The organism is Paenibacillus sp. V4I3, assembly GCF_030817215.1.
Classification (GTDB): Bacteria; Bacillota; Bacilli; order Paenibacillales; family NBRC-103111; genus Paenibacillus_E.
Genome location: NZ_JAUSZA010000001.1, coordinates 3,639,538 through 3,654,346, shown reverse-complemented (window position 1 = coordinate 3,654,346; position 14,809 = coordinate 3,639,538). Strand labels below are relative to the sequence as shown.

Sequence of the window (14,809 nt, the reverse complement as noted above, 5' to 3'; positions counted from 1 at the left end):
AAATTTTTCTAGTTTCGAAGAATGCACTTTTACGTTACTCTTTCACGGCACCAATCGTCAAGCCTTGGATAAAGTACCGTTGGAAGAACGGATATGCAAAAATAATCGGCCCGGTTGCCAGAACAACCATCGCCATACGGGATGTATCCTGCGGCAGCGATTGCAGTAAGCTTACGCCAACAGAAGGGTTGCTTGTATTCTGGAGCAGGAACTGCATGCTGTTCTCGATCCGCATCAGCATCGATTGCAAAGGCACCAAATTCGGTGTGTTGATATAGAGCAGCGCATTAAACCAATCGTTCCAGTATCCCAGAGTACTGAACAAACCTATAGTGGCCAGTCCCGGAAGCGAGAGCGGCAGCACCAGTTTGACGAAAATCCCAAATTCGCCGGCCCCGTCGATTTTCCCAGATTCAATAATGGCGTCAGGAACAGATGTGATGAAGAAAGTACGCATAATCATAATATAAAATGCATTTCCGGCCAGCGGTAAAATCAAAGCCCAGACCGAATCTTTAAGTCCCATCAATTGTGTAACAACGATATATGTCGGTACGAGTCCACCGTTAAACAGCATCGTGAAGAAAGCAAAAAAACCGAAGAAATTGCAGAATTTAAAGCTTTTACGTGAAATCGCATAGGCAAACGTAGCTGTTATAAGTAAGCTTACAAGCGTCCCTACCACAGTTACAAGAATGGTAACTCCATAGGAAAGCAGCAGCTGATCACCCGCTTTGAAGAGATAACGATAGGCATCGAGGCTCCATTTTTCCGGAATAATGCGGTATCCATTCGCACTTAACGTCTTCTCATCCGTAAATGAAATGATCGTTACAAACAGAAAAGGGAAGATACAAGCGAGCGCAAAGAGTCCCGCGACAAGATTAAAAAGTATATTCAAAGCAGGCGGCAATTTATGAAAGTCACGGCTTTTAATTGGTTTAGCAATCATTTAGATGTCCTCCTTTCCATGAAAATAGTTTAGAACAACGCATTGTCCTTATCGAATTTTCTAACGATATAGTTCGAAGTCATAACCAGAATGAAGCCGATAACCGATTGGTATAGACCGGCTGCGGTACTCATACCGATTTCTCCCGTAGATTTGAGACCACGATATACATACGTATCAATAACATTCGTCACTGAATACAGCGTTCCTGAATCTCTTGGCACTTGCAGGAACAATCCGAAGTCTGCATAGAAAATGCGTCCGATTGCCAGCAATGTCAGAATCGTCATGAGCGGCTTCAGCATAGGGAAGGTAATGTGTTTGATTTGCTGCCATTTGCTTGCTCCGTCAATCATCGCGGCTTCATACAGCGATTTATCGATCCCCATGATCGCGGCCAAATACACAACACTGCTGTAACCGACCGATTTCCACAGGTAAACAAAAATGATAATAAGAGGCCAATACGTCTTGTCGTTATACCAACGGATCGGATCAATTCCGAACCCGGAGAGAATGTGATTCAGCATGCCTTTATCTACACTAAGAAAACTGAACACGAAGTATCCGACGATTACCCACGATAGGAAGTAAGGCAGGAACATCCCTGTTTGATACAACTTCGCCAGTTTTTTATTCACGATTTCCGATAACACAATGGCTAACCCAACGGATAGCACAAGCCCTGCAATAATAAACACAATATTGTAGAGCAGTGTGTTCCGCGTAATGATATAGGCATCATTGGTGCTGAATAAAAATTTGAAATTTTGCAGCCCTACCCATTTGCTTTCCATAATACTTGCCCAAAAACCATCGCGGCTATAGCGGTACTGCTTAAAAGCAATTACCATACCGGCCATCGGCAAATAAGAGAAGAACAGGAACCAAAGCGTCGCCGGCAATGCCATCAGCAGCAGAACTCTACTTTGTTTAACATCTTTAAAAAATGCTCCTATTCCTTTCATAAAATCACCCCTCAAGATCATTGTAGTAAAAAGATCAGGCGAATGTTGAACATTCGCCTAATCAACTATGCTGAATTATTTTTTGTTCGCTGCTTTCCAAGCATCAATCTGACTTTGCGCTTCAGCCATGATTTTATCCAAACCAGCCTTTTTGAATTTTTCGTTGGCTAGCGGAATGTATTTATCTGGATCTACCGTACCAGTCATGAGCGTTGCCCAGAATTCTTCTTTTACGTTTTGAACTGCTGCGATTTCATTGATCACTTTCGATGGATCGAAGTTGAAACCAAGTAGAGGTGCAGGTACACCTGTATCGTTAAATTTCTTGAACTCTTCCCATTTGTTCGCAGGATCTTTGACATCTTTATACGTCAGCAGAACGTTTCCGAGGGAGAAAGTCGGCATGTCGTAGTTTTTGGATTCTGGTAAGTTTTCCATTTTGTCGTTATCGACTTTTTTGTAGTGAACGCCTTCAATACCGGAATCGACCATATTACGCAGCACAGGATCGGTATTCAGCAAGTTTAGGAATTCCATAGCTTTTTCCGGATATTTGGAATTAGCTGAGATCGCCTGCATGGAGCCCATAACGGACCAGTTGTAGATCAAAGCAGGACTTGCTGCCTTGGAAACAACCGGATAGCCATAACTAGCTGACCAAAGGTTGTCCGCAAAAGGTTGATTCGTCGCTTTATCCGCGAACCATTTCCCAGTTACTTGTACATCGTTAAGCGAGGAAAGCGTCGATGCTTCCGTAGGAACATATCCCGCTTTGTAGTATTTGTTCATGGTTTTAAGTGCTTGCTTCATTTCTGGCGTGTCAAAAATGTTAACCACTTTGAAATCCGAATTCTCTACTTTCACGGCCATCGGCATTTTCTCAATAATGTAATCATAAGGCACATACGGCATGTAATTTTTATCAACGGCTAATCCGTAAACGTTCGGTTCTTTTTCTTTGATCGTTTTGAGCAGTGGCTCCAAGCTTTCAAGCGTGTTCACATTATCTAGGCTAAGGTTGTATTTGTCAGCCAGGTTTTTGTTGAAACGCCATACGTCTTGAGCTGGCAGTTCTTTATTGGCAGGTACGCCGTAATTGTGCCCGTCCACTTTGGAGCCGTTAAGAAATGCAGGATCTAATGCTTTCACGATACCTTGTCCATTTTTTTGAAGAAGCTCGTCAATCGGCTTAAATGCGCCTTTACGCACGTTTTGCACGTAATCAAAAGCCCATGAAGACGTAAACATAATGTCCATTGGTGTACCGGATGCTGTCATGACTTGCATTTTTTGTGCGTAGTCGCCCCAGTCCGCCATATTCATTTTCACGGTAACGCCGATTTTTTCCGCGGTATATTTGCTAACTTCAGCCATGACGCGGTCCACGTCTTTCTGCGGTGTTCCGATTGTGTACCAGATTAACTCTACCGGTTTATTTGTCGTTTCATTCCCTTTCGCACCGCCGGCTTCTTTGCTGCCGCACGCGCTAAGAGCCAGTGAAACTGCTAGCGTCAATCCTAGTGTGGTGACCAAACGTTTTTTCATTTTGTATCCTCCCTGTTAAGTGCTCTATTATTTACGCCCCGTTGGGCTACCTTTACAGTACCGCATGAAAGCAGTTACAAATAGACGATAAACTAAATGAACCCTGTCTAAAGTTAAGAAAAAAGCGGCTATTTATCCTTTCCGGCAAAAAAAAGGACTGCTCCTCAGTTTTCCCTAGAGCAATCCTCTGTAATCCGTTGGGGAGATTCCCACATACTTTTTAAATTGTTTATAAAAGTAGCCTAATTCCGAATAGCCCACATCTTTGGCAATAACATGAACCTTCAAATTCGTTGTCTTTAACTGTTCCTTTGCTTTCTCGATTCGGTACCGATTGATATACTCCGTAAACGTCTCATTGATTTCCTTATGGAACAATTGTCCCAAATAAACGGGGTGAATATGATAGTGCGCCCCCAGCATTTTGAGCGATAGCTCTTCCGCATAGGATTGATGGATATATTTTAAAACCTGCTGCACAATCGGACTTCGAACGTCTGAAATTAAGAAACCGATTGTCGTATGGGCAATTTCGAGGATGGCCGTTTCCAGCTCTTCCAGCGTAACCGCGCTCCTGATTTGGTGAAAAGCGTGATTATAGGCATCGAGTTCCTCGGTATGGCGAATCGCTTTGATCTCCAGCTTGAAATGAATGATCATCTCAAAGGCGATATTCTGAAAATCGTGCGGCGTAATTCCCGGAAGTGCTTGAATCCGTTTGAAATCGTTTTGAATTTGCTCACGCAAATTTTCTTGATCTTTGGCAATAATTAGTTTCGCATAGACCGGCCAATCAATAATGGAGAAGTCGACCTTTCGATTGTCTTGATTCATCGCAAGCTCTGTATAATCAATCATATTCAGTTCCGTATATACCCAGAAATACTCCTGCGCTTTCTTCGCGGCTGCATAGCTTTGTCCGGCCTGTTCAGGCAGAAGCTCTACACTGCCGATAGATATGCGGAGAGGACGATCCTTAAGATCAGCCTGAAGCTGCTGAAGCAAAGCGGTCATATCCGTTCTGCCGCAGTCAGCATCATCCATAGCTGCAAGCAGGACGACATCGCCATCCATATCGAAGAATGAGGTGATCCAATCATAGGACTGCACCCGATCGGAGATAAACTCGAAAACCTCGGCAGCATCAGATGTCGCTCGGAGTACAGAAGCTATCATATAAGCACGATCAAGGTTCATGCCCAGAAGGTCCGCGCGTTCGTAAAATTCCAAAGGCGCAATCTGATGGGTTAACCAACGATGAAGCGTGTTATCTTTTAATATTTGTTTGCTGTAGGCCTGAACCTGCCGAGTCTCTTCGAACGTATTCAGCTTCTCGACGGTGTTGTGAAGCGTTGCCTTTAGCTCTTGGATATTGATGGGCTTCAGCAGGTAATTTTCGATGCCGAGCTGCATGCCTTCTTTTAAATAGGTAAACTCATCGAAGCCACTGAGTACGATGACTTTCAAATCGGGATGAACCGTTCGGGCATGGCGAATCAGATCCAAACCGGTCATCACCGGCATGGAAATATCCGTCAACAAAATATCCACCGACGTTTCCTGCAGGGCATCCAAAGCCTTCTGACCATTGCTGGCATGTCCGACAATTTCCAAACCCGCTTCGGCCCAATCAATAATGTCATATAACCCTTCTATTATGAAAGGCTCGTCGTCCACAAGAAAAACCCTAAACATCATAACCCTCTTTTCCGTCGTCCATAGGCAGCCATATGTCTACTACCGTGCCTTTACCTGGTTCACTACATAATTTCACGCCAAACTTGCTGCCGTAGAGCAGCTTGAGGCGTTGATTGATGCTCCGCAAGCCGAAGGATTCGCCTTCGGTTTCCTCTGCTTGTAAGAATGACTCCAGCTCGCTCAAACGCTCTGGCGTAATACCGTTTCCGTTGTCTTCCACTTGCACATGAAGGAACTCTTCCGTTTGTTTCACACGAATATGAAGCTCATTATCGGTGCATTCGCTTCGCAAGCCATGTACGATGTAATTCTCAATTACGGGCTGCAGCGACATTTTCATTACACGTGTAGGTGCCAGCTTCCGATCCCACTCGATCGAGTACGTGAACTTGTCCTTATAGCGAATCTGGAACAGCTCGAGGTATAAGCGGCAGGCTTCCAGCTCATCCTTCAGTGTGTAAATCTTTTTCTGCTGTACCAGGCTTCGGAATAACGCCGATAAGCTGTAAATCATTTCGCCAACGTCATGAGCCCCGTGAGAGATAGCCCGCATCCGAATGACTTCGAGAGTATTATATAAAAAGTGTGGATTGACGCGAGCCTGCAGAGCCGTTAATTCTGTATGCTTCTGCTTAATATCCGCCTTATACACCCTATCGATATATTGATTCAACTCCTCGATCATCTCATTGAAGCTGCGAGATATTTGTCCCAGCTCGTCCTCTCGCACATCCGGAATCCGCGCATTCAGATCGCCTTGTTTGACCTTCCGCGTAAAGCGAATGATCTGGTTGGTGCGTTTAGAGACATTCATCACAACCAGAGATGGAATCAGAATGGCGAAAAAGATACATATCGCGCTAATCATAAAGATCGTGCTCCCGATTCGCCTTGAGGATGCTTCAAGTTCATTCTTCGGAATGATCCCGACGACAATAAAATCCCCTTTACTCTGCGTCAGCTTCGTCACATAACCACTTTGATTCGAACCACTATTCTCGTATAACGAACTGACCTGATTCATGAAAGGATAGGGCTTGCCATAATACTGATCCGAAGAATCAAACAGGATGCCTCCATCTGGTGATAGAACGAGAATCGTCCCCTTTAACTCTTCCTTATCATTGGGCAGAATCTTCCAAATGCCATCCGCACTGAAGTACACGATCTGTTGCCCTATATTTTTCAAAGTTTGCTTGTCGTTGATTGGCGTCCTAATCGAGTACAGATGGTTATCCCATTGACTAGCGGCTTCACGTACCCATACATTCGGCAAGGTAACGCTTTTATTATCAAGCGCCATGACTTCAGGAATGTAGGAGTGGGCTGCATTCGTAGGAACGATCTTCAATTGCCGGTTATGATCCAGCACGTATAAGGTCTGTTGATCCACGCTGTACAGCATCAGACTGCGAATATCTTCGTCATCTTCCACCCGATTTTTAAAATATTGCAGGCCGGCATTCCACGTGCTGTTGCCGCCTAAATTGTATTGCTCCAGGCCATGCTGCACATATTCTTGGAAAGGGTGCTGCAGCATGAAAGAGATGCCCGCGGCAAGCGAACTATCCCGATATAAGCCGAACACGATAGACTGCGCTGAATCGTATTTCCCCCCCAAATAATTGTTCACATTCGTCATTGCCTTCTTCTGTATATCCAGCTCACGATTAATCGCCGCTTGCGACATCGAATGATACATGAAATAAGAAAACGAAATAATCGTAATGACGGTTATCAATGAGAACAGGAGAAGCAGCTTCATAAATAAGTTATTTTTTAAGTAATTTCGGTACATCTTACGGAACCCCATCCTGCCATCAACTCCTGCTGTTAATCGGGTACATTATAGCATATCAGAGATCGCACATGAATTCGCATCCTTTTATGCGTTAACTTCTCCAAAACAACATAACCTCTTGTAGCATAAACCCGCTAACTCGCCTGCTTTCAGCAGCTGAGAAGTTCTTTTCTAACGTCTCGCACCAACTTCGCTCCATACGAGCCTCTGAGACAGCTTTTTCTGCCTTCTCAGGACGTAAAACCAGCTAACTCGCCTGCTTTCAGCAGCTGAGAGGTCCTTTTCTGACGTCTCGCGCCTCTTTCGCTGCACTCGAGCCTCCGAGACGGCCTTTTCTGCCTTCTCAGGATGCAAAACCCGCTAACTCGCCTGCTTTCAGCAGCTGAGAAGTTCTTTTCTAACGTCTCGCACCAACTTCGCTCCATACGAGCCTCCGAGAAAGCTTTTTCTGCTTTCTCAGGACGCAAAACCCGCTAACTCGCCTGCTTTCAGCAGCTGAGAGGTCCTTATCTGACGTCTCGCACCTCTTTCGCTGCATTCGAGCCTCCGAGACGGCCTTTCTGCCTTCTCAGGACGTAAAACCCACACATATCCACAGATCGGCAACTTTTATAATTTCCTTAATTTCCCACACAAAATAAAAATGCCTAAACTGATACTATCAGCTAGGCATATAAGGTTTAAATAGAATGATTTCTTATTGAGTTTGTTCGAGCTGCTTTACAGCATTACCGAAATGATCATTTTCTTGAACAAGCGCATCCAAAGCTTTCTCCCGGCTTACGTTGAACATCAGCATCAGAATCGCAACTCTGGCATCTCCCTTAGCTTCCACTACGACGCGGCGGGCCGTTTCATCATCTGTGCCAGTCGCCTCTTGAATAATCCGCACGGTACGATCCCTAAGCTTTTTATTCGTCGCCTGAACATTTACCATCAGATTTCCATAAACTTTACCCATCTGAATCATCACGGTCGTGGAGATCATGTTGAGAACCATTTTTTGCGCCGTTCCCGCCTTTAACCTTGTCGACCCCGTAATAATCTCAGGCCCGACAGGCACCTCGATCGGATATTTCACAACTGCACTTAGCTGTGTATCCCGGTTACAGCTTATGCCGATCGTCGATAGACCCAACCGGTTAGCCTCTCGTATAGCGCCAATAACATAGGGAGCGGTTCCGCTTGCTGTAATGCCGACGACTACATCACCAGCTCGAACAACATCCGCTATCGCACGTACACCAGCTTCTTCATCATCTTCAGCGTTCTCTACTGCTGCACGAATGGCTATTTCTCCTCCAGCAATAATGCCGTTCACAAGCTCCGGCTCAACACCGAACGTAGGCGGGCATTCGGATGCATCTAGAACGCCGAGACGGCCACTGGTTCCAGCTCCAATATAGAAAAGTCGGCCTCCGCGAGTCATGGCTTCGACCACCGCTTCAGCTGCATCAGTGATTTGCGGTAAAGCTCCGTTTACGGAGAGAGCTACCGTTTGGTCTTCTTCATTCATAAGAGTCACGATCTCCCGAACAGTTAGTCGGTCAAGGTGACTTGACTTTGCGTTTCTCTGCTCGGTAACCGTTTGATTCACTTGTTGTACCACGTTACCTTGCCTCCTTTTTATGGATGCGTTACATTGCCTCTATTTACGAAAGACAAATGATGCTATCCGTTGTTTCATTGCTTCCGTTAATTCGAAGCCCCGTTCCTTTAAGGCAAGTAGATATGCTCCAATCACAGGTGGGCGTTCGAGCAACCGAACATCGAACTTGCCGGACCGCATCAACGGTGTTTGCAAAAAGCGATGCTCGAACATTTGATCTGAAAATAAGCCGCCTGTTATCACAAGAGGGATTGTATTCTTCGCCAAGTTATAGTTGTCACTTACCTCTATTGGCTGTTGTTTCTCCATGGAAGTTATAACAGTCTTTACGAGTTCTTCTAGCTCCTGAATCGCTTCTTCCACGAGCTTAACAGCAATCGGATCCCCATCTGCTGCAGCCCGCATGACAAGCTTGGATCCATCCGCAATCGCGGTCCGTACATTGTCATGGCCATAAATGGTATTGATCAATTGCCCAGGGTGCTGCAAGGACCAACGTTCAAGAACTAACCCTGTTAAAGCTGTAGGCTCTCCTCGACCGTCATACGCTCGCATAACGGCCACCAGCGCTTTCCGCCCAAGATCAAACCCGCTTCCTTCATCGCCGAGTAAATAACCCCAGCCTCCGACTCTTACAAATCCGCCCGTCTCAGGATCGAATCCATATGCGATCGAACCTGTGCCTGAAATGAGAGCTATGCCCTTCTGTCCCCAAGTACCGGCGGCCAAAGCGGTCACTGCATCATTGTGCACAGTAATCGGAACACCTTCCGGCAATTCGGTTTGCAGCCAGTCGCCGATCCGTTTCCGGTCTTCGGGGCGGTCACTCCCTGCTAAGCCGAGGAAGATCCCACCTAACCGGGACATGTCCGTATCCGATTGGTCTAAAACGTCCCGGATAAGTGTGAGCAGAACTCGCTGAACATCCTCCCATGGACGAGACTTCACGCTGCTGGATTCCCCACGGCTTTCAGCCAAAATGTTGCCTTCCGCATCGCCGAGAATACATACCGTTTTGGTCCCTCCGCCGTCAATCCCAATATATCTAGTTTCAGCCATATTATTTCACCGCTCCTGCCGTCATGCCTTCCATAAACTGTTTCGACGCTAGGAAAAACATGACAATCATTGGCACGGAAGCCAACGTGAGCCCGGCAAATAGCATACTTAAATCCGTAGAGTACTGTCCGAAAAGTGACAGCATGCCAACCGGTATCGTCTTTTTCATATCGTCTTGGATAAAAATCAGCGGGAAAAAGAAATCGTTCCACGCCATAATAAAATTCATAATCATGACCGTTCCCAGTGCAGGGCGAATAAGCGGCAGCAAGACATGCCACATGACACCGAAATCCGAAGAACCATCGATGCGCGCTGCTTCCTCTAGCTCCTTCGGCAGCGTTCTAAAAAAACCAGTTAAGATCAAGACAGCAAGCGGCAATCCAATCGCCGTATACACGCTGACTAGAGACCAAACGCTATTCAAAAGGGATAGCTTCTTCATTAATAGGAACAAGGGTACGATCCCAAGCTTAATTGGAATCATCATGCCTAAGAGGAAAAAGAAGAACAGCGCACCATTCCAACGGAACGGATATCTTGCGATATAAAATGACGCCAAAACGCCAAACAGCAAGATCAAAGCTACGGAAACGACACTAACCACGACACTGTTCCAAAAATAAGTTCCGAACGGAATTTGATGGATTAGCTTACTATATGCCGTAAACGATATAGAAGTCGGAAGCGACATCGGGTTTTTCAAAATTTGGATATTCGTCTTGAAAGAGGAGGTCAGCATCAGAAAGATCGGATACAAACTGACCAGTGCACCCAAGTACGCCGCAGCGTATTGGAGCCCCCGAACGGATTTGTTGGTTTTCATGTGTGCCTCCTAATATAGGGATCTTTGGACGTAGTTCAAAGTCTCTCCGCTCTGGGATCTTTGGACGTAGTTCAAAGTCTCTCCGCTCTGGGATCTTTGGACGTAGTTCAAAGTCTCTCATTATCACTGCGCCGATTGGTTCCTAGTAAAGTACAGGAACAAAGCGGATATGGTCGCGATAATGAAAAATAGTACCACTGCCAGTGCCGAGCCTAGGCCTAATGCGACCGAATCGCCGCCAGATGAGCCGCCAAACGCAATCCGATAAAAGAACACAGCAAGCGTATCGGTGGAGTTGTAAGGTTCTCCTTGTGAACCTTCCATGGCATAGATGAGTTCGAACGCTTCGAAAGCATGAATAAAGGTAAACACAGTAATAATGATTAATGACTGACTCATCATCGGCAGGATAATGGAACGGATCAGACGAAAACCTTTTACTCCGTCCAGTCTCGCCGCTTCAATGACTTCTGTCGAAATTGCGTGCAAACCTGCGAGAAATATCAACATGGAGAAACCTACGCCAAACCAACTGTTGACTATTGTAATTGATGTTAACGCATAAGCCGGATCCCCGAGCCAAGGCTTAGCCCACGAAACAAGACCGATCTTTTTGAGCAGCACATTGACAATACCGTTGTTCGGGTTCAACATGAGTTTCCACAAAAAGCCTACAACGATGACAGAAAGCAGCCTCGGTAAAAAGTAAGCCATTTTCAGAAAGTTCGAACCCTTAAGTTTGCTGTAAACAAGATAGGCAAGTACGAACGCAATCACGTTCTGAACAGCCATTTCAACAGCAAAATAATAAAGATTATGACCGAACGCATTCCAAAATAAATGGTTGAACGGTTCTTTCGTAAACAGGCTCACAAAGTTGCCTAGCCCCACAAACTCCCCGCGGGTGTGACCTTTCCAGTCATAAAAACTGTAACCGAAAGCCGAAAGGATCGGATAGATCACGAAGAGAATGTAAACAGCGAGGGCAGGAACCGGGAACAGATGAACTGCTCCCTTTTTCCACCAAGACGATTTTGCAAAGTTATTCATGTGCCCCCACCCCTCTTTTTAAACTAATTTATTTCTTAGGCTTGAACCATGTATCAGCGCTCTTTTGAACTTCTTCCGTCACTTGCTCCGGAGTCAATTTGTTTAAATACATCCCTTGAATTGCGTTTTCTAAAGTAGATTTGGTCGTAGGGTTGCCTGCATTGAAATAGACAACTGATGCGTAAGGTGTAGATATCGTATCTGCATTCTTAGCAATTTTGGCTACAAGCGGATCTTTTGCCGCCACACCTGGGATTGTGCTTGGTTTTTGAAGTTCATTTACAGCAAGCGCTCCGAACTCTTTCGTTGTCAAGAACTCCATAAATTTCAGAGCTTCCGCCTTATGAGCTGATTTTGCATTCACTGAAAAAGGAGCCGTCTACCCAAGTCGTAACCGTTGCTTTGCCATCCGCTTTCATCGGAGGAACTGGGAACACATCCATTTGTAGATCTGGATTCGTTTTCTTCATGACGGCATATTCCCAATCGCCCATTACCATCATGGCTGCTTGCTCGGAAACAAACATGTTTCTCATATCGTCCATACCGATCCCTACATAGTTATCTGGGAAGTACGGGGTCATATCTTTGAGCATTTTAATCGAACTTACATATTCCGGGTTTTTGAAATTCGCTTCGCCAGCAAGTATCTTCTTAATGAAATCTGTACCGTAAACGGAAGGTGCAAGTGTTCCTTGAGTCAGGGAAAGAATCCAACCTTCCTTAGAGCCGAAAGCAAACGGAGTTACTTTATTTTTCTTCAAAGTATCAGCCGTTTTCAACAGCTCATCCCACGTTTTAGGCTCTGTAAGATTATATTTTTGGAAGATTTTCTTGTTATAAAAAACTTGCGTGGAACTGAATACTGTTGGTACGCCGTATACTTTACCATCTGTTCCTGTAGCGGCCAGCAAGGTGTCCTTCGAGAATACGTCCATTCCTTTGATGCTTGTCAACGGCTCTAAGTAACCGGCATCTGCCAACACAGCACCTGCAGCATAAGGACGAAGATGAATAATATCAGGGCCATTTCCACTTTGCAGACCTGTGTTAAGGGCTGTGTTGTATTCCGTATTTTTAATCGGCTTGAAATCAATATCAATGTTCGGGTTGCTTTTCTTGAATTCAGCAATGATTTTAGCGTAAGCTTCCACATCTTCAGTACGCCAGCTGCCCATTGTCAACTTCACTTTTTCCTGAGGTGCTGCCGATGGTGCCGTACTTGCTCCACCAGGTGTCGTGCTAGGAGTTGCGGTATTGCTGCTGCAAGCGACAAGCATAGAAGAAGCAGCGACCATAGTTAATAATGCCCCACTGAATAAACGTTTCATTTAGAAAGCCTCCCTTTAATGTTTACTTATATGTTTAACCTCATGATAGATACGAGGACAAAACCGTTTCATGTAAAATTGGACGCAGCTCACGGATCTTGTTATTTCGCCCCAAATGAACCGCATTGGTAAGAAATACGACGCTGATGCCCTGTTCGGGCTCAATCCATAAGCTCGTTCCGGTAAAACCTGTATGACCGAAACTACCCGTAGGCCAGCTTTCTCCGCAGCTCGGGACGTTTGTAGGATCATGCTTGACCTCCCAGCCAAGTCCGCGGCCACGTATAGGAGCCGCCGTGGTTTCTCGCATTAGCGATGGGGGAACAATATCCCAATGTTCCGGCTGCAACCACCATGCCGCATAGCGTGCTAGGTCGTCCGCTGTTGCGAATAATCCCGCGCTGCCTGTAACACCGCCGAGGTGGAAGCTCTTCTCATCATGAACTTCGCCGATGACATATGCTCCATCTACCTGTTCGGTTGCGGCAATACGATCTCGAAGTTCGGAGCCAGGGTTAAAAACCGTATGCCGCATCACAAGTGGATCGAATACATGCTGCTTAACAAAGCGATCCAGCGGCTCCCCAGACACACGTTCTACAATGATCCCAAGGAGGATCATACCAAGATCACTATACAGCTTATCCTTACCTGGCTGAAATAAAAGCTCTTGCGCCAGAATTTCGTCGATTAGGCTAGGCCTGGCTGCTTTGCGCGGAAGATAAGGTAAATCCGGCGGCAGCCCGGACGCATGTATCAATAGATGACGAAGTGTTACTTGCGGATGGCGGAATGCAGGCAAGTAAGCCTGCACGGAGCTATCCAGCGATAGCTTCCCTTTGGCCACCAGAACGAGAATAGCTGGAAGCGTAACGGTTACCTTCGTAAGGGATGCGATGTCGAACATAGTGTTCAGATGAATCGGATGTTCCCTTGTCCCGTCGGAGTATGATCCATATGATTTTTGAAATCGAAAGCGGTTCGATACAGTAATGTCGAGCACAGCGCCGGGCAAGTGCCCATCGCGCACCCATCCTTCTACCAAGCGATCGACTTTATCCATTGCGTTTCCCCGCCATGACGGCTTGTCGCGTCTTTTCCAGAGATTTGATGCTTTCCTCATAATGACGGCCAGCGATTCCCGCGTACAAAATATCGATAACGTTCAGTTGGGAAATCCTTGAGGCCATTGCCCCGCTGCGGATACTCTTCTCTAAGGTGCTTATAAACAACTGTATATCCGCAAGCTCCGCTACTGGATTGGCTCCGAACCGGGTCAGCGTTATGACTGAGGCACCGTTATTTTTGGCTACGGCCAACGCACGAATCATGTCTTCGGTTTGGCCTGAATAGGAAATACCGAAGACTACGTCACCGGGAATTAGATTGGCCGCAATGGTTGCCTGAGCATCAAACCCGGTACCAATTTCACACCAGCGATTAATACGCGTTAGCTTTTGCATGAAATCCTTCGCGATAACCGCCGATGCGCCTACACCGAACACGCCGACTTTTCTTGCGCTGCTCAGTGAATTTATGGCTTTTTCCACACTTTCCGGAGATAGTACCGTTAAAGTATCTTGGATAGAAACAATATTGTTATTGGATACTGATTTGATGAGATCTACGATAGATCCGTCGGTACGGATTTCTTGGTACGATTCTGTAGGCAGCGACGATTGTGATAAATCACCAGCGATCCTCAGCTTCAACTCTTGAAATCCTTTACAGTGAAGGGAGCGTGAAAGTCTTACAATCGTTGCTTCACTTACGTCAGCAAACTCTGCCAGCTTCTGCACGGAAAGGCTGACTACCTGTTCCGGGTGTTCCATAATATATTGTGCAGCCCTACGCTCCATGGGCTTTAAGCTCCCCATAGCCGCTTCTATACTTACTAATCCACCTTTTAACATGGGAGTCACCCTCTACGGTTTCATGTGTAACTTTGAACTTGCATACCCTTATTATAG

13 protein-coding genes are annotated in these 14,809 nt (G+C 45.9%); all 13 read right to left on the bottom strand.

Annotated features, from left to right (window positions below; translation table 11 throughout):
* Positions 1-34 precede the first annotated feature (34 nt).
* Complete coding sequence (locus QFZ77_RS16760) at positions 35-952, bottom strand: carbohydrate ABC transporter permease (RefSeq protein WP_307441172.1); 918 nt, start codon at positions 950-952, stop codon at positions 35-37.
* 29 nt (positions 953-981) lie between these two features.
* Complete coding sequence (locus QFZ77_RS16755; protein WP_029199042.1) at positions 982-1,920, bottom strand: ABC transporter permease; 939 nt, start codon at positions 1,918-1,920, stop codon at positions 982-984.
* Positions 1,921-1,995: 75 nt separating this feature from the next.
* On the bottom strand, positions 1,996-3,465 hold the full coding sequence (locus QFZ77_RS16750) for an ABC transporter substrate-binding protein (protein WP_307441171.1): 1,470 nt from the start codon (positions 3,463-3,465) through the stop codon (positions 1,996-1,998).
* A 174-nt stretch (positions 3,466-3,639) separates the two neighbouring features.
* Positions 3,640-5,163 (bottom strand): response regulator transcription factor, encoded by a 1,524-nt coding sequence (locus QFZ77_RS16745; RefSeq protein WP_307441170.1) that lies wholly within the window; start codon positions 5,161-5,163, stop codon positions 3,640-3,642.
* The gene (locus QFZ77_RS16740) at positions 5,153-6,976 is read right to left on the bottom strand and encodes a sensor histidine kinase (protein WP_307441169.1); all 1,824 of its coding nucleotides are present in this window, start codon (positions 6,974-6,976) and stop codon (positions 5,153-5,155) included. Before QFZ77_RS16740 ends, QFZ77_RS16745 begins: the two co-directional genes overlap by 11 nt.
* A gap of 685 nt (positions 6,977-7,661) precedes the next feature.
* The gene (gene murQ / locus QFZ77_RS16735) at positions 7,662-8,573 is read right to left on the bottom strand and encodes an N-acetylmuramic acid 6-phosphate etherase (protein WP_307441168.1); all 912 of its coding nucleotides are present in this window, start codon (positions 8,571-8,573) and stop codon (positions 7,662-7,664) included.
* Between the two features lie 39 nt (positions 8,574-8,612).
* Positions 8,613-9,632, bottom strand: a complete 1,020-nt coding sequence (locus tag QFZ77_RS16730; protein WP_307441166.1) for an N-acetylglucosamine kinase — start codon at positions 9,630-9,632, stop codon at positions 8,613-8,615.
* Position 9,633: 1 nt separating this feature from the next.
* Positions 9,634-10,458 (bottom strand): carbohydrate ABC transporter permease, encoded by an 825-nt coding sequence (locus QFZ77_RS16725; protein WP_307441164.1) that lies wholly within the window; start codon positions 10,456-10,458, stop codon positions 9,634-9,636.
* 123 nt (positions 10,459-10,581) lie between these two features.
* Positions 10,582-11,508 carry a carbohydrate ABC transporter permease gene (locus tag QFZ77_RS16720; RefSeq protein ID WP_307441163.1) on the bottom strand — a complete coding sequence of 309 codons (927 nt, stop codon included), beginning with the start codon at positions 11,506-11,508 and terminating at the stop codon, positions 10,582-10,584.
* Between the two features lie 28 nt (positions 11,509-11,536).
* A complete protein-coding gene (locus QFZ77_RS16715; RefSeq protein ID WP_307441162.1) occupies positions 11,537-11,830 on the bottom strand; it encodes a hypothetical protein in 294 nt (97 codons plus the stop codon).
* A 19-nt stretch (positions 11,831-11,849) separates the two neighbouring features.
* Positions 11,850-12,839, bottom strand: coding sequence for an ABC transporter substrate-binding protein (locus QFZ77_RS16710; protein ID WP_307441161.1), 990 nt, complete (start codon positions 12,837-12,839; stop codon positions 11,850-11,852).
* Between the two features lie 40 nt (positions 12,840-12,879).
* The gene (locus QFZ77_RS16705) at positions 12,880-13,902 is read right to left on the bottom strand and encodes a serine hydrolase domain-containing protein (protein ID WP_307441159.1); all 1,023 of its coding nucleotides are present in this window, start codon (positions 13,900-13,902) and stop codon (positions 12,880-12,882) included.
* Positions 13,895-14,752: a MurR/RpiR family transcriptional regulator gene (locus QFZ77_RS16700; protein WP_307441158.1), complete on the bottom strand. Its 858-nt coding sequence runs from the start codon at positions 14,750-14,752 to the stop codon at positions 13,895-13,897. Before QFZ77_RS16700 ends, QFZ77_RS16705 begins: the two co-directional genes overlap by 8 nt.
* Positions 14,753-14,809: the final 57 nt, after the last annotated feature.